Source organism: Legionella micdadei, from assembly GCF_000953635.1.
In the GTDB taxonomy this organism is placed as follows: Bacteria; Pseudomonadota; Gammaproteobacteria; order Legionellales; family Legionellaceae; genus Tatlockia; species Tatlockia micdadei.
Window position 1 is genome coordinate 92735 of sequence record NZ_LN614830.1, and the last position, 15291, is coordinate 108025.

Genomic DNA, 15291 nt, shown 5'->3' on the forward strand with positions numbered 1-15291 from the left:
TCGGCATGATAGCCGAGCTTCAAGTTATGCGAGGTGCAATGGCTGCAAAGAGTCACACAAAATTAGTTATTGTTTTAGCCGCGGCTGTGCTCGCTATGTTTGGTTTCGGTTTTGCTTTGGTGCCGATATACAATACATTGTGTAAGACTCTTGGCATCAATGGTAAAGTAAATGATAAGCCGATAGCTTATGATGCGAAATCGGCAAAAATTAGCTGGAATCGGGAGATAACAGTAGAGTTTGTAGCAACAAATAATGGTGGTGTACCGTGGGCATTTTATCCAAAAGTTCAAAAGATTAAAGTGCATCCAGGAGAGATTGCCAAGCTGGCTTTTTATGCTGAGAATAAAACAGATCACCCCATGACTGTGCAGGCTATTCCAAGCGTGACACCAGGTATTGCAGCTAAATATTTGAAAAAGACAGAATGCTTTTGTTTTACCCAACAAACACTTAATGGACATGAGGCAATGAACATGCCTTTATTGTTTCATTTAGATACAGACTTACCGGCAAATGTAAAGACGATAACATTGTCGTACACACTGTTTGACGTTACTGGTAAAGTAATTTCAAACCAAAGTGTTGCTGTAGGTAAATGAGTAAGTGAGAGATAAGGTCCTCTTGCCTGATGAGCCAATTATGGCCTTTTCCAATTGGACTGATCGACTACATGAGAAGTAGCAACTCAATAACAGGAGAAAAACATATAATGGGAGCGCATGGTACTTATTACATCCCTAAACCCAGTCATTGGCCACTAGTCGGCTCAATAGGTTTAACCACAACGTTGGTTGGCGCGGGCTCCTGGCTGCACTCTGATTGGTATGGTCCGTATATTTTCGCCCTTGGCCTAGGTATTTTGATTTTCATGATGTTTGGTTGGTTTGGCCAAGTTATCTACGAGAATCAGAAAGGAGTATTTGATTTACAGGTCGACCGCTCATTTCGTTGGGGGATGTGCTGGTTTATTTTTTCAGAAGTTTGCTTTTTTGGCGCTTTTTTCGGTGCGCTGTTTTATGCCCGCCTATCCTCTGTCCCTGAATTAGGTGGCCAGCTTAATCCGATTACCCATATTACACTTTGGCCAAACTTTACCGCATCCTGGCCATTGCTCAAAAATCCAAATAATCAAATATTCTTTGGTGCCCAGGAAGCCATGGAAGCCTGGGGATTAGCCGCAATAAACACGCTCATCTTATTAACTTCAGGTGTAACAATCACTTGGGCTCATTGGGCTTTAAAATTAAATAATCGCCGACAGTTAATCGTGGGTATGATTTGTACAATTGCCCTCGGTATGCTGTTCTTGACCTTGCAATCTTATGAATACCATGAAGCTTACACAAAGATGGGGCTTACTCTTGATGCCGGTATTTACGGTACTACTTTCTTCATGTTAACAGGATTCCATGGCTTACATGTGACGATAGGGACAATCATGCTTATTGTAATCCTTATTCGTTGCATTAAAGGACACTTCACGCCTGAACGGCATTTTGCCTTTGAGGGTGTGGCATGGTATTGGCACTTCGTCGACGTTGTTTGGTTGTTTTTGTTCGTCTTTGTTTACTGGTTATAGCAACCCCACACCATCCGAGCCCATCCCCAGGCCAGGTATGTCATTCTGAGCGCTCCCCAGGCTTGTCATCCTGAGAGCGCATTCCCAGGCTTGTCATCCTGAGAGCGCATTCCCAGGTTTGTCATCCTGAGCGCATTCCCAGGTTTGTCATCCTGAGCGCATTCCCAGGTTTGTCATCCTGAGCGCATTCCCAGGTTTGTCATTCTGAGCGCATTCCCAGGTTTGTCATTCTGAGCGCTTCCCAAGTATGTCATCCTGAGCGCATTCCCAAGTATGTCATCCTGAGCGCTTCCCAAGTATGTCATCCTGAGCGCTTCCTAGGTTTGTCATCCTGAGCGCATTTTTGCGCGAAGGATCTCCTGGCAGTGGCACAATTTAAATAATCGAATAACCACTTGAACAAATATATGGCCATGATCAAACACTAACATCACTAGCATGTTACAACCGAAGTATCGATAATGGTATTGGTGAAAACAGCATCAGTTAAAACCCTGGACTGCATAGACTTTCGCGTCGGCGGTAAAACTCAAAGGATATATTCACGGGCAACGATGTTGGGCTGATTTACAGATGATAGAGTGAAACAAAATTATCTGGCAGTTCTGTGTTGTGAAAGAAGAGGAATCTCTCATTAATGCATTTAATTGTTAATGGAAAGATCTGTACCCATCGAACGTTGGAGGCAGTACCACTGCCAGGAGATCCTTCGCGCAAAAATGCGCTCAGGATGACAAATCTGCCGTTCGGGATGACATATCTGTGGGGTGTTCAGAATGCCATACCTAGTGCTCAAGATTGAAGTGCCAGGGAGTTACGAGGAACTCATAATGTTTTGTTCACAACTAAACCTGGTTGATAACGAATAAAATTGATGCTCAAGGTATATAAGAAGTGAGAATGAGCGAAGTTGAGCTCAATGATCTTCGCTTCCCCACTAAAAAATTTTGATGTAAAGGCGACCGAGCTGTCTTTTTCCATATAATCGGTACATGTCAATTGCATTTCGGAATCTGTTAATTGCACTAAAAAGCCGGATGTTTGGATCTGGCCGCATTTTAGCTTTATCGCTACCGGTTGCATAGGTTGGATTTGCATTGCTCCTCCGCTCATACTTATCTTATCGGCAGAGGATCAGGAAACTTAAGGCTGAGATAATTTAGGTCTGAACTGTAGGAAAAGAAGCCAGCGTTTTTGCAATCGCTTGCCGGGATAAGAAGTTCAGATTATTAGTCCATTAATTGGGTTTTTTGGCGGTGTTAAGCTAAGTTTGGGATGAAATGAGATCGATGACGCTTTGCAAGCTCTGCATTGTCTCATAATGAATAATTAGAGTGCCTTTACCTGATTTTTCCGGTTTAATTCTAATCTTCGTATTTAACTGTTCAGCCAATGTGTCTATTTTTGCTTTTACGATTGGACAAACCTCAGGCACGCTAACCTGTTCCTTTCTGCCTCTCTTAACCCGTGCAACTAATTTCTCTGTTTCCCGTACAGATAAATTTTTAGCAACGATCAGACGGGCGACCTGGGCTTGTTGTTCCTCCTCAAGAATAAGCAAAGCTCGAGCATGGCCCATGTCTAAATCGCCATGCTCCAAAAGCTGTTTCACTTCATGATTTAAGCTAAGCAAGCGTAAATAGTTGCTTACCGCTGCCCGTGATTTACTCAATAAATCTGCAACTTGCTGATGGGTAAGGCTAAATTCAGTGGTCAGCCGATGCATTGCTCTTGCCTGATCCATAGCATTGAGATCTTCTCGTTGTAAATTTTCGATTAAGGCCATAGCCATAGCGGTTTCATCATCGACTTGGCGCAGCACAACAGGGACTTCGGTTAATCCTGCCAACTGGCAGGCGCGCCAACGGCGCTCTCCAGCAATAATTTCGTATTGTCCCTTTGCAATTTCACGAACAACTAAAGGTTGCAGCAGACCTTGCTGCTTAATGGATGCAGCTAACTCTGAAAGAGGGGCTTCTTCGATTTCAGCCCGTGGTTGGTATTTTCCGGGCTGCAAACAATCAATGGATAATTTAAAATAATCCTGAGGTTGTTTTTCGCTCAGTAAAGGAGTGGTTGAGTTACTTAATAGTGCGGATAAATTTCGTCCTAAACCGCTGCGTTTTACTGTCATATCTACCTCAATTAAGCGGTTACTGTCTGTTTGCTCATGACCTCAGCGGCCAAAACCATGTATGCGGCAGCGCCCGGAGATGATTTGTCATATTGTAAAGCTGGCATACCATGACTTGGTGCCTCGGCCAATCGCACATTACGGGGTACTACAGTTCTGTAGACTTTTGAATGGAAATGCTCGAGAAGCTGCTTGGAAACTTCGGCACAAAGACGGTTGCGAGCATCGTACATTGTTCGCAATACGCCTTCAATTTGTAGACGAGGGTTCACAGAGGCCTTTATTTGTTCAATAGTTGACATTAAAGCAGCTAATCCTTCAAGCGCATAATATTCACATTGCATAGGGATTAATACTGAATCAGCCGCAACCAGGGCATTAATGGTGAGTGTGTTTAAAGCGGGAGGGCAATCAATCAAAATAAAGTCATAAGCCGCTTGAATGGGTTGCAGGGCTTTAAAAAGAAATGTTTCACGATGGTCCCTTTCCATCAGGCTTACTTCGGCAACAGTTAAATCACCATTAGCGGGTATTAAATCAAATCCGCAGGTTGTTGCCAGAGAAGCTTGCTTAGCTAAGCAATCTCTGAGCAAAACATCATTTGCCGTGTGGACTAAATTATTTTTATCGATACCTGAGCCCATTGTTGCATTACCTTGGGGATCAAGGTCGACGAGTAAAACAGATTGGCGATTAGCAGCAATTGACGCTGCTAAATTAATCGCGGTTGTGGTTTTACCCACGCCTCCTTTTTGATTGGCAATTGCGATGACTTTCGCCATGGTTATTCCTTGGTTGCTTTTTCGATAATCACGCAGCAACGTTCTACATCCATACCAGGTACTTTATAAGAATGAACCTGATAGGGCAGATGGATGCCAGCTAATTCAGTTTCTGGGTAGCGGCCTTTCATGGCAAGCCAGATACCGTTGATGCCAACAAGATGCTGCGTCCACTCGATCATTTGTGCTAAATCACTAAAGGCTCGACTGGTTACTGTACCAAAATCAAAGGAAGGGTGGTAGTTTTCCACCCGACTTTGTACGACTTCGATATTGTTCAATTGCAAATGGCGCTTCACTTCCTGCAGGAAACGAATTTTTTTACCGCTACTGTCTAAAAGGGTGATTTGTAGATCAGGAATGGCGAGTGCGAGCGGTATACCAGGTAAGCCTGCGCCAGTGCCGACATCGAGTACCCGATTACTTCTAATCCAGGGTATTATCGCTAGACTATCTAATACGTGGCGGCTAACCATAGTCTCTAAATCTCTCACCGCAGTTAAGTTGTAGGTTTGATTCCATTTCCGCAATAAAAGCAAGTACTGCATAAGCGGGTTTGCAGCTACAGATAGGCCCAATTCGTCTATACCGCTTACTAAAGTTTGAAGGCTAGTCTCAGGCAAGGTCATGCAGGTTCCCGATGTTTTTTCAAATGAACTAAAAGCAAGGATAAGGCTGCCGGAGTGACGCCTGAAATACGCCCCGCTTGAGCTAATGTAGCTGGTTTGATGCGATTTAACTTTTGAATAACTTCAGTCGATAAGCCAGCAACAGTATTATAGTCTAAAGTTGCAGGTAAACGCGTATTTTCATGTTTACGCAAGCGTTCAATTTCAAGCAATTGACGTTCTATGTATCCGGCGTACTTACATTGAATTTCCACTTGCTCAGCAACCTCATTAGCCAACTCTGGCAATCCGAGGTCGGTAATTGCCTGTAGACTGAGGTACCCAATCTCAGGACGTTTTAATAAATCTGAGGCGCGGCAATCATGTTGCAAAGGATTTTCAAGTAAAGAGCCTAACGCTTCATTATGGGCAACCCGTACAATAGTGCTTTTTAAGTTCGCTTGGGCGCGTTCGATCGCTTCCCGCTTTTCACAGAAAACTTGCCAGCGTTGGTCACCCACCAAGCCTAATGCTCTTCCCTTTTCAGTCAAGCGTAGATCAGCATTATCTTCCCGCAATAACAGACGATACTCGGCACGTGAAGTGAACATGCGATACGGTTCTTGGGTTCCACAAGTGATAAGGTCATCGATCAAGACCCCCATGTAGGCTTCATCACGGCGTGGGCTCCAAAGCGGTTGCTCCCGTACTTGCAAGGCGGCATTCATTCCGGCAATCAACCCTTGAGCGGCGGCTTCTTCGTAACCTGTAGTACCGTTGATCTGGCCAGCAAAAAAGAGATTAGTTAACGGTTTAGTTTGTAAAAAAGGCGTTAGGCCGCGTGGATCGAAATAATCGTATTCAATGGCGTAGCCAGGCCGTGTGATATGGGCGTTCTCAAAGCCGCGGATTGTGCGGACAAATTGTACTTGAACATCGAAGGGTAAACTGGTTGAAATGCCGTTAGGATAAATTTCATCAGTGGTTAAGCCTTCGGGCTCAACAAAAATCTGATGGGATAATTTGTCAGCAAATCTAACGATCTTGTCTTCAATAGAAGGACAATATCGTGGTCCTACCCCTTCAATAACCCCCGCATACATAGGGGATTGATGCAAATTGGCTTGAATAATTTCATGGGTTTTTTCTGTCGTATGGGTAATATGGCAGGGCAGTTGTTGCGGATGGTCTTCCACTTTACCCAAATACGAAAACACAGGAACAGGCGTGTCTCCAGGTTGCACCGTCATTTGGCTATAATCGAGTGTACGGCCATCGATCCGTGGCGGCGTGCCTGTTTTCAATCGGCCTACAGGAAGTTCGAGTTCACGTAGGCGTTTTGCAAGAGCAATAGCCGGGGGATCACCCGCACGGCCGCCAGCATATTGACTCATCCCTACGTGTATTTTTCCACCTAGGAAAGTCCCTACGGTCAAAACTACAGCGCGTGCGCGCAGTGTTAAACCCATTTGCGTCACTACCCCAACCACACGTTCCCCTTCAACAAGCAAATCATCAACAGCTTGTTGAAATAGAGTGAGATTAGGTTGTTTTTGCAAAATTTGACGAATGGCTTGACGGTAAAGCACACGATCGGCTTGTGCACGGGTGGCGCGTACAGCAGGCCCTTTGGATGCATTTAGAATACGAAATTGAATGCCTGCTTGATCTGCTGCTAAGGCCATAGCGCCATCCAATGCGTCAATTTCTTTTACGAGATGGCCTTTCCCTATGCCCCCGATAGCTGGATTGCATGACATTTGGCCGAGCATATCCATGTTATGGGTAAGCAGTAGGGTTTGGACTCCTAATCGAGCAGCAGCAAGGGCTGCTTCTGTACCTGCATGTCCGCCACCGACAACGATGACGTCGTAGTGTTTTTCAAGATTCATGAAGAAAATGTATTAGGCAATAAAACGAGCAATTATACACTTTTTTAGCAACATACGCGACACTAAAGATCTTCATCCTAGGTGCAGGCTAGCTAAGCAAAAATGTGTTGGGCGTTTCCAGATCGGTATTAGGTGATTCCTTTGCCAATTGGACATAATCTGGGGTTGGTTTCATCAAGCCGTATAATTTAAGTCCATCCTTCGTTTCCCTCGTGGTGTTTGCAAGCTCCTTAAGGTCAGGATTCTCGACAAAATCTCGATATTCCTCATCGTTAAAATCAGGCATTTTTTCATGCTCAGGTTCAAAACGATTAATTATTGCGTTTGAAATGATAGCTAAAGCAAATCCTGCGGCCAGGACAGCTAATCCTACTCCTATGGGCATGAACATGAGCGACACAAACACGAGTGGCGGAATTAATGCATCAATTAAAGTAGCTCGAATAAGTTTCACCATTTGAAACCGAGCTACCCTTTGGTGATAATCAGATTCAGCCAGTGCCAATTTCATTTCCAAATAGAGTTGCTTTTTGCGGTTAGGGTCATTCTCTTTTTCAAAAGCGTCTAAAAGCGTTGTGCAGTTATTTCGTTCCAGCCTGCTTATTTCTTTTGATTTAGCCACTTCAAGTGCGCCTGCGACAGCCGCGGTTGCAGCCGTGAGAACAAAGCAAAGGGCAGCCCCCACCATGCCAACAATCAGTGCAGTGGCCGGTACAACTGCAGTAGGCGGGAAGAAGAGACAGCACATGATGCTGAAAGCGATCACAAGGGATAAAGCATAAACCCAATCATTGACTAAGCCATATTTTTTATATTTCCAGTCGAGATTTGCTTTGACTTCCATCTTGTCGAGATTTCGTAGCTCGTCTTCCAATTGCTTCAGTTTTGCTTCGAGCTCTTCCTTTATAAACGGATTAAGCTCGCTTACAATTGCTGAATTAAGCGATGAAATCTCCGATTTTAATTTCTTCCGATCTTTCCTAAGTGCTTCCATATCCGCATTATGTTTTGTGGTTTCCTCACAAAAACGCCATGTCGTTAACGCTAAATCCATTAATAATAAAGCGACTGTTACAATGTTGCCGGCATAACCTAGCATCCCGCTGCCGGTAAGCCAGAAATAACAAATCATGTTGGCGATACCCCAAATGGAGTCATTGAGCAAGGCGAATTTTCTTTGTTTCAATTGGGTTATGAATCGGTCCCAACGTGGAATATGGCATTCTTCTTTTGTAGGGAAAAAGGTATGTTTAAGCAATAGTAGAACGTTGATTCCAAAACGAGTGTAATAAAGCACAAAGCTCATATAACCGGTAACGGGAGATGGTGCTGTCAAATTTGCTTGCGCTTCTAATTTGTTGAAGAAATTGTCAGGCAGCATCTCAAAAAGGGTAGCGAGCATTCCGCCGCCCCAAACCCAATATAAGCGTCTGCCATTTATTTCGCTCATCCATTCCACAAGGGTGCCAGAATGGTTATCCATAAATTGCTGGAATTTTTCAACAAACCAGCGAGCAATTTGTGTCAACCCAATAAACTGCAAGCATTTGGTCGCTAGGCTAATGTTTGCTTCCAGATCGTCTTCAAAGGAACTTCTCTGGCCTGACACGCCAGCGGTATCTAACTCTTTAATACGTTGCGCGCAAAGAGTTAACGCGGTTCGATGATCTTTTAAGGTATACCGCCTTCCCTCAGCGGAATCGAGCTGATATTGAGCATAGAGTAGGTAATAACTAAAGATAAGTTTATTTCTCAGTCTTATTTTTTGCTCAGGGTGTAAAAAATCAAAAATCGCGGGATTAGTCCTCTCGAGTTCAGCTTTATAATAAGCATGCAGAGTAGGCAATGCAGCGCGCTGTTTTGCAAGTTTTTCTGTATCCAACAGCAGTAATGAGGTTTTAGCGTCTTTGGCTTCCGCGTAAAGCAAATGAATAGCGTCTTGTTCTGCTTGACTATGTGCTTCATAGGAGGTTTTGATTGCTATGTTGATACCACCGATCATGATAGACCCCAAGATGCTTGCTGCTAAATCTGAAGAAAATATGAACACATAGTTCAATATATTCTCTTTTATACCATATCAGTGCTTGCCAGGACAAGTTGGTGGCCTAAGAATTTACGAAATTGTTAACTTATTTACGTAAAATTATAGTTAAAAATCAAAGAAGAACGTTAAAATTGAAAATTAACAAAATTTTATTCCCTCTGCGCGAGTTTGTGGTTCAAGGCAAAAAAGGTACAATGCCGCATTTACGCCCCCCGGGACTTCTACGCTTTTGAGCCCAAAAAGGCTTGGGCCCTTTAATCTTTAGATTCCAGGGGTTACAGGGTTAATCGATATAGATTGTAAATTGAGATGAAAAAAGCCGTAGTATTATTATCAGGTGGGTTAGATTCCACAACTTGTTTAGCAATAGCCCAAGAAAAGGGGTTTGCTTGTTATGCACTCAGTTTTGCTTACGGACAACGGCATTCCGCCGAATTGGCTGCAGCGTATCGAGTGGCTAAGCATTTTTCGGTTGCTGAGCATCGTATTATTGATCTGGATATCGGTCAATTGGGTGGTTCAGCCTTGACTGATAAATCCATCCAGGTCCCAGATTACTCAGGGAGCCCAGAAATCCCAGTGACTTATGTGCCTGCACGCAACACTGTTTTTTTATCCTATGCGTTAGGGTTCGCGGAAGTAATAGGCGCTAGGGACATTTTTATTGGCGTGAGTTCGGTCGATTATTCCCATTATCCGGATTGCCGTCCTGAATATATTGCAGCATTTCAAACACTGGCTAATTTAGCAACCAAGGCCGGGGTGGAAGGGGATTCGTTCAGTCTTCATGCGCCCCTTCAACACTTATCGAAGGCAGAAACCATTCTGGTTGGCAGCAAGTTAGGGGTGGATTACGCCTTAACGGTGTCTTGTTACCAAGCCACGGAAAGCGGTAAAGCCTGTGGTCGATGTGACAGTTGTCGCTTTCGCAAACAGGGTTTTGAGGCTGCACAGCTGCCAGATCCAACATTTTATGTCTAATGTGAATATTTTTTTTACTATTTGTGCATAAAATTTATTGTTTAAAAACATGCACTTTACAATTATGTTACAACATATTGAACATTTTTGATTCACTTTTTGTAAAAGGCTTGCTATGATCCGCCTCGATTTTTAACCTTAGGAGTAAACATGAAAAAATATGATAGATCTACAACAGAAGAATTTGATCTTTTGAGTAGTGAGTCATCAGATTCACGTCGATCAGCTCGTGAAGACAGTGGAGTTTCATTCGATCCATCTTCCACTTCAACAAAAAGAGGTAGAACTCCAAAAGTGAGCGCAAGGGGAGCTATCGCTCAGTTCGGTGCTAACGTTTGGGGCGGAATCACTAATGTTGCTGGAAAAATTGGTGATGGTTTCAAAGCAATCGGCAACTTTATTAAAGACCACAAATACGCTATCGGCGTAGTTGCCCTTTCTATACTTGGCGGTGCTGCCCTCACAGCGGCTATCATTTTCTTCTGGCCTGGTGTCGTCGCTGCTGCTGCTGCATTCACTGTAGCTCTGCCTACTATCGGTACTGTTGCTCCTCTAGCATGGCTTGCTTCTTTAAGCCTTCCTGGCGCTGCTGCTGTACTCGGTGCTTTTGGTGTTGTTGGAGGTATGGTTGCAGGGGCTACCCTTTACGGAGTAGGTAACTTCTTAAAAGGTACTTGGAACTTCTTAAAGCACACGGCTAACTTCTTCCGTAGCTCTACCCCATCTGCCGAGCCTGCTACTAAAGCTGAGCTTAAAGACATGATTGACAATGAAATTAAAGATGTCGTTAAAGCGCAAGTTAAAAAGCAAGTTGGGAAGCAACTTAATGGTGTTCACCAACACATAAGAGAAGAAGAAGCGAGACTTGGTCAACGTGTTGAGAATGCTGCAGGAATCATAATCCGAACTTTGCAACCTGTGCCAACTTTCGGTGTGCCTACAATGATGCCTTTCCCACGTGAAGAGCGCAGAGGGGAAGAGCGACGTGATCAGCATGTAAGTTTTGCTACCTCAGGAATGGGCACATTTACAACGCCACAGTCTACTGAGCGTAGACCTGAAGATGCAAGCCTACTCGACTTAGATCCTAGTGCAACAACACCATCACATCATTAATTCTTCCTCCTTCTAAAACGCGGCTTCTGCCGCGTTTTTTATGCCCATTTGAAAACCAGGGCTTTATTTTTCTAGTTGTCAAAAGAAGCATTCCTGCTTTCTATGCGTTATAATCCCCCCTTTTATTGCGATGAGCAAAACGGTATGACAAAAGTACGTAAAATGCTGGTAACCAGCGCACTCCCGTATGCCAATGGCCATTTGCATTTGGGGCATTTGGTGGAACATGTGCAAACGGACATTTGGGTGCGTACCCATAAACTATTAGGGCATCAGTGCATCAGTGTTTGTGGGGATGATGCGCACGGCACACCCATTATGCTGAAAGCAGAGCAATTAGGCTTGAGCCCGGAGGCATTGACCAAACAGATGCAGGAAAGTCATGAACACGATTTTAACGCGTTCGCCATTCATTATGATTCCTACCACACCACGCATTCGCCGGAAAATCAAAGCTTGGCTACCTCTATTTATGAACGCCTGCAATGCGCTGGGGCGATCATTAAAAAAACGATTCGCCAAGCTTATGATCCGGTTAAAGAAATGTTTTTGCCTGATCGCTATGTCAAAGGCACTTGTCCAAAATGTGGTGCGCTTGATCAGTATGGCGATAATTGTGAATCGTGCGGGGCAACTTATTCACCGACAGATCTAATTGATGCGGTATCCGCAATTTCTGGGGCGAAACCGATTGAAAAGGATTCAGAGCATTATTTTTTTGATTTACCGCGTTATGAGTCATTATTAAAAGAATGGACGCGTAAAGGCCACCTGCAAACCGAAGTGGCGAACAAGTTGGATGAATGGTTCGCTTCCGGATTGAAGCAATGGGACATTTCGCGCGATGCGCCCTATTTTGGTTTTAAAATACCAGGTACCGAAGATAAATACTTCTATGTTTGGCTCGATGCACCCATTGGTTATATGGCGAGCTTTAAAAAATATTGTGATGAACAAGGAATATCATTCGATGAATTTTGGGATAAAGATTCAACAACTGAGCTTTATCATTTTGTTGGCAAGGACATCGTTTATTTCCACGCGTTATTTTGGCCGGCTATTTTAGCGGGTAGCGGCCATCGGTTGCCCACCGCTGTGTTCACCCACGGGTTTCTCACCATTGATGGGCAGAAAATGTCAAAATCACGCGGTACGTTTATCGAGGCGCGCACTTATCTGAAGCATTTAGATCCAGAATACCTGCGTTACTATTTTGCGGCGAAATTAAATGGTCGAGTGGATGATCTGGATTTAAATTTCGATGACTTTATTAATCGCGTGAACGCTGATTTGGTGGGTAAAGTAGTGAATATTGCCAGTCGTTGTGCTGGATTTATTAATAAGCGTTTTGGCAACCAGTTGAGTGATGCCTTGGCAGAACCTCAGTTATATCAAGAATTAGTCGCTGAACGCAGTGAAATTATCGACGCTTTTGTCCAGCGGGATTATGCCCGCGCCATCCGTCTAATCATGGACTGTGCGGATCGGGTCAATCAATACATCGACGCCAATAAGCCGTGGGTTTTGGCAAAGGACGACGCGCAATTGGCAGAAGTGCAGGCGATTTGCACCATGGGTTTAAATTTATTCCGTGTATTAATAACCTATTTAAAGCCGGTCGTCCCTAACATGGCTGCTTCCGCAGAGCAATTTTTAAATTGTGCCCCGTTAACTTGGCAGAGTATCGATAAGCCTCTGCTTAACCATTGCATTAATCCGTTCACCCCTTTAATGACACGAATTGAAAGAGAAAAAATTGACGCAATGCTTTTGCAAACTAAGGAATCATCGATGAATACCACTGAGGATAAAAAACCAGCTGCTGCTGAAAACACCATCAGCATTGAGGAGTTTAGCAAAGTTGATTTACGTGTCGCACGCATCGTTGCTGTAGAAGCTGTCGAAGGTGCCGATAAATTATTACGCTTACAGCTTGATTTAGGGGAAACGCAAAAACAAGTTTTTGCGGGCATTAAATCTGCTTACGAACCGGCTCAACTGATTGGCCGTTTAACCGTGATGGTGGCTAATTTAGCACCAAGAACCATGCGTTTTGGGGTGTCAGAAGGCATGGTCTTAGCTGCGGGCGACGGCAAGGGCATTTTCCTTTTGCAACCCGATAGCGGCGCACAACCGGGGATGAAGGTGAAGTAATGGTATCCGTTAAAGCAATCGATGCGCTGCTCCCGCAGACTCAATGCACCGAGTGCGGCTATTCGGGATGTTTACCTTATGCCGAGGCTATTGCACAAGGTAAGGCGCCTATTGATCGTTGTCCTCCAGGAGGCGTGGCAACGGTGAAAGCGCTTGCTGAGTTGTTAGGGATTGATGCTGAGCCTTATCTACCCGCAGCGCAAGCGAATACACGCGCACCTAGGCTGGCACGTATCCGTGAAGCAGAGTGTGTAGGCTGCACGAAATGCATCCAAGCATGCCCAGTCGATGCTATTGTGGGCAGCGGAAAGCTAATGCATGCGGTGATTACCACCGAGTGCACCGGTTGTGGGCTCTGTGTCGAACCTTGTCCTGTCGATTGTATCGAATTAATCCCTATTCCTGAATTTCGTTATGATAAAGACCTAGCCAGGCAACGCTTCAATGCTAGGCAATCCCGATTATTGCGTGAAGAGCAAGACAAGCAACACGCCTATCGAGAGAAGCGGCGGTTGGCGGCAAAAACTGCTGATGAGCTTTTGGATGCCAAAGCCAAGCAGGATTACATTTTGCAAGCGCTCGCACGGGTTCAGGCAAAAAAAGACCAATCCAAATGAATAACCAAAAGTGTCGTGCCATTTTTGAGCGTTTCAGGGAACATAATCCCAAACCCACAACGGAATTGAAATACAGCACACCGTTTGAATTATTGATTGCGGTGATGCTATCTGCCCAGGCTACCGATATCAGCGTCAATAAAGCGACCGCTAAACTGTTTCCCGTGGCTAATACACCGCAAGCCGTACTCGATTTAGGCGAAGGGCAGCTTAAGGAATACATTAAAACGATAGGCCTTTTCAACGGCAAAGCGCAAAATGTGATCAAAACTTGCCAAATTTTGGTTACAAAGTATGGTGGGCAAGTTCCCGATAATCGTGAAGCTCTGGAAGCTTTGCCGGGTGTTGGACGTAAAACGGCCAATGTGGTACTCAATACTGCTTTTGGCGAGCCTACCATTGCAGTCGATACCCACATTTTCAGAGTTGCTAATCGTACGGGTATTGCTAAAGGGAAGACACCTTTAGCTGTGGAAAAGGCACTGCTTAAAAACATCGATAACGAATTTATACAGGATGCCCATCACTGGTTAATTTTGCACGGCCGTTATGTGTGCATCGCACGTAAACCCCGCTGCCCTGAGTGTTTAATTCGTGATTTGTGTGAATATCCCGATAAAACACCGGGATAAGTCTAGGTGTATGGAGCTTCGATACCAGTCATTTAATTCGATAATCCGCACCGCGAGCGTGGGCAAGCGGGTATACAAGCGGGTATAAAAGCGTTTCTTATCTGCCGCTTCCTCACGGTCGCGGCTCGGATTGCCTTTCGTGTGGGGGAAAGTGAGGCTTTATGCAATAACGCCGTATATACCCAGGGTTACTATTCTTTATCGTAAACACAATGGATAGAGGTGTTACTGACTAAAGCGCCATCGTGATATGAAGCAAGTTCTAGGTTGTAATGCAGGCGTTCATTCTCGATTGACCAGCTGAATTTGCCCACTCCGATTTCGACACCGCCTTGAGACAAATTGCCCGCTTTATAGTAGGCAAGTTGAGAACCCAATAGTTGTTGGCCGTCATTGCTCCAATGAAGATGGACAATATTCTTTTCCGCTTCAAAATTTCCATTGGCGCCATAGGTCGAAATCGCATCAATTGGCATTTGTGCATTATCAATTGTAATGGATGAAAAATCGGGACTTTGCTCAATAGTGAACGAAGTTTTCTCTTCAGGATCATTATCACAAACGCCAGACCAGCGCCCCGAAAAATCGGCATACCCTTCATGCGATTTTTTTTGTTGGCTATTCGCTTTGGACTGGTGCTTACCTTCAATCAATTTAGGGAATAAAGGGACTGAAGCAAAACCCGATGAAGCCAGAACTAGCCCTACGTGAAGTAAAATTAAATGTTTTTTCATGAAAATTTATCC

Annotated in this window: 14 protein-coding genes; 7 read left to right on the forward strand and 7 right to left on the reverse strand. The window is 44.4% G+C overall.

Annotation, left to right across the window (positions count from 1 at the left end; translation table 11 throughout):
- Positions 1-38: 38 nt before the first annotated feature.
- Both LMI_RS00450 and LMI_RS00455 read left to right on the forward strand, forming a co-directional pair.
- Positions 39-602, forward strand: coding sequence for a cytochrome c oxidase assembly protein (locus tag LMI_RS00450; protein ID WP_074454208.1), 564 nt, complete (start codon positions 39-41; stop codon positions 600-602).
- Positions 603-712: 110 nt separating this feature from the next.
- Positions 713-1582, forward strand: a complete 870-nt coding sequence (locus LMI_RS00455) for a cytochrome c oxidase subunit 3 (RefSeq protein ID WP_045098050.1) — start codon at positions 713-715, stop codon at positions 1580-1582.
- Between the two features lie 825 nt (positions 1583-2407).
- Here LMI_RS00455 and LMI_RS00460 read toward each other — a convergent pair.
- The 6 genes from LMI_RS00460 to LMI_RS00485 form a co-directional block, all read right to left on the reverse strand.
- Positions 2408-2680 carry a hypothetical protein gene (locus LMI_RS00460; protein WP_045100470.1) on the reverse strand — a complete coding sequence of 91 codons (273 nt, stop codon included), beginning with the start codon at positions 2678-2680 and terminating at the stop codon, positions 2408-2410.
- Between the two features lie 166 nt (positions 2681-2846).
- The gene (locus LMI_RS00465) at positions 2847-3716 is read right to left on the reverse strand and encodes a ParB/RepB/Spo0J family partition protein (protein ID WP_045098051.1); all 870 of its coding nucleotides are present in this window, start codon (positions 3714-3716) and stop codon (positions 2847-2849) included.
- Between the two features lie 11 nt (positions 3717-3727).
- Complete coding sequence (locus LMI_RS00470) at positions 3728-4498, reverse strand: ParA family protein (RefSeq protein ID WP_045098052.1); 771 nt, start codon at positions 4496-4498, stop codon at positions 3728-3730.
- Positions 4499-4500: 2 nt separating this feature from the next.
- Positions 4501-5127, reverse strand: coding sequence for a 16S rRNA (guanine(527)-N(7))-methyltransferase RsmG (gene rsmG / locus LMI_RS00475; protein WP_045098053.1), 627 nt, complete (start codon positions 5125-5127; stop codon positions 4501-4503).
- Positions 5124-6998: a tRNA uridine-5-carboxymethylaminomethyl(34) synthesis enzyme MnmG gene (gene mnmG / locus LMI_RS00480; RefSeq protein WP_045098054.1), complete on the reverse strand. Its 1875-nt coding sequence runs from the start codon at positions 6996-6998 to the stop codon at positions 5124-5126. Before mnmG ends, rsmG begins: the two co-directional genes overlap by 4 nt.
- An 88-nt stretch (positions 6999-7086) precedes the next feature.
- A complete protein-coding gene (locus tag LMI_RS00485) occupies positions 7087-9000 on the reverse strand; it encodes a hypothetical protein (protein WP_045098055.1) in 1914 nt (637 codons plus the stop codon).
- A gap of 354 nt (positions 9001-9354) precedes the next feature.
- Between LMI_RS00485 and queC the strand changes: the two genes are divergently transcribed.
- The 5 genes from queC (at position 9355) to nth (ending at position 14545) form a co-directional block, all read left to right on the forward strand.
- The gene (gene queC, locus LMI_RS00490; protein ID WP_045098056.1) at positions 9355-10026 is read left to right on the forward strand and encodes a 7-cyano-7-deazaguanine synthase QueC; all 672 of its coding nucleotides are present in this window, start codon (positions 9355-9357) and stop codon (positions 10024-10026) included.
- A 150-nt stretch (positions 10027-10176) separates the two neighbouring features.
- Entirely contained in the window at positions 10177-11142 is a 966-nt protein-coding gene (locus tag LMI_RS00495) for a phage tail tape measure protein (RefSeq protein WP_045098057.1), read from the forward strand.
- Positions 11143-11286: 144 nt separating this feature from the next.
- Complete coding sequence (metG, locus tag LMI_RS00500) at positions 11287-13296, forward strand: methionine--tRNA ligase (RefSeq protein ID WP_045100471.1); 2010 nt, start codon at positions 11287-11289, stop codon at positions 13294-13296.
- Positions 13296-13913: an RnfABCDGE type electron transport complex subunit B gene (locus LMI_RS00505; protein ID WP_045098058.1), complete on the forward strand. Its 618-nt coding sequence runs from the start codon at positions 13296-13298 to the stop codon at positions 13911-13913. Before metG ends, LMI_RS00505 begins: the two co-directional genes overlap by 1 nt.
- Positions 13910-14545 (forward strand): endonuclease III, encoded by a 636-nt coding sequence (nth, locus tag LMI_RS00510; RefSeq protein ID WP_045098059.1) that lies wholly within the window; start codon positions 13910-13912, stop codon positions 14543-14545. The genes LMI_RS00505 and nth overlap by 4 nt, the downstream gene beginning before the upstream one ends.
- A 191-nt stretch (positions 14546-14736) precedes the next feature.
- On the opposite strand, the gene LMI_RS00515 is transcribed toward nth, so the two are convergent.
- Positions 14737-15279: a hypothetical protein gene (locus LMI_RS00515; RefSeq protein WP_045098060.1), complete on the reverse strand. Its 543-nt coding sequence runs from the start codon at positions 15277-15279 to the stop codon at positions 14737-14739.
- Between the last annotated feature and the right edge of the window lie 12 nt (positions 15280-15291).

What these genes read in the sequence shown, in the direction of transcription:
- LMI_RS00465 (WP_045098051.1), bottom strand. Translation starts at nt 3,716, where the DNA reads ATGACAGTAAAACGCAGCGGTTTAGGACGAAATTTATCCGCACTATTA.
- LMI_RS00485 (WP_045098055.1), bottom strand. Translation starts at nt 9,000, where the DNA reads ATGATCGGTGGTATCAACATAGCAATCAAAACCTCCTATGAAGCACAT.
- metG (WP_045100471.1), top strand. Translation starts at nt 11,287, where the DNA reads ATGACAAAAGTACGTAAAATGCTGGTAACCAGCGCACTCCCGTATGCC.
- LMI_RS00470 (WP_045098052.1), bottom strand. Translation starts at nt 4,498, where the DNA reads ATGGCGAAAGTCATCGCAATTGCCAATCAAAAAGGAGGCGTGGGTAAA.
- queC (WP_045098056.1), top strand. Translation starts at nt 9,355, where the DNA reads ATGAAAAAAGCCGTAGTATTATTATCAGGTGGGTTAGATTCCACAACT.
- rsmG (WP_045098053.1), bottom strand. Translation starts at nt 5,127, where the DNA reads ATGACCTTGCCTGAGACTAGCCTTCAAACTTTAGTAAGCGGTATAGAC.
- nth (WP_045098059.1), top strand. Translation starts at nt 13,910, where the DNA reads ATGAATAACCAAAAGTGTCGTGCCATTTTTGAGCGTTTCAGGGAACAT.
- LMI_RS00455 (WP_045098050.1), top strand. Translation starts at nt 713, where the DNA reads ATGGGAGCGCATGGTACTTATTACATCCCTAAACCCAGTCATTGGCCA.
- LMI_RS00515 (WP_045098060.1), bottom strand. Translation starts at nt 15,279, where the DNA reads ATGAAAAAACATTTAATTTTACTTCACGTAGGGCTAGTTCTGGCTTCA.
- LMI_RS00505 (WP_045098058.1), top strand. Translation starts at nt 13,296, where the DNA reads ATGGTATCCGTTAAAGCAATCGATGCGCTGCTCCCGCAGACTCAATGC.
- LMI_RS00495 (WP_045098057.1), top strand. Translation starts at nt 10,177, where the DNA reads ATGAAAAAATATGATAGATCTACAACAGAAGAATTTGATCTTTTGAGT.
- LMI_RS00460 (WP_045100470.1), bottom strand. Translation starts at nt 2,680, where the DNA reads ATGCAAATCCAACCTATGCAACCGGTAGCGATAAAGCTAAAATGCGGC.
- LMI_RS00450 (WP_074454208.1), top strand. Translation starts at nt 39, where the DNA reads ATGGCTGCAAAGAGTCACACAAAATTAGTTATTGTTTTAGCCGCGGCT.
- mnmG (WP_045098054.1), bottom strand. Translation starts at nt 6,998, where the DNA reads ATGAATCTTGAAAAACACTACGACGTCATCGTTGTCGGTGGCGGACAT.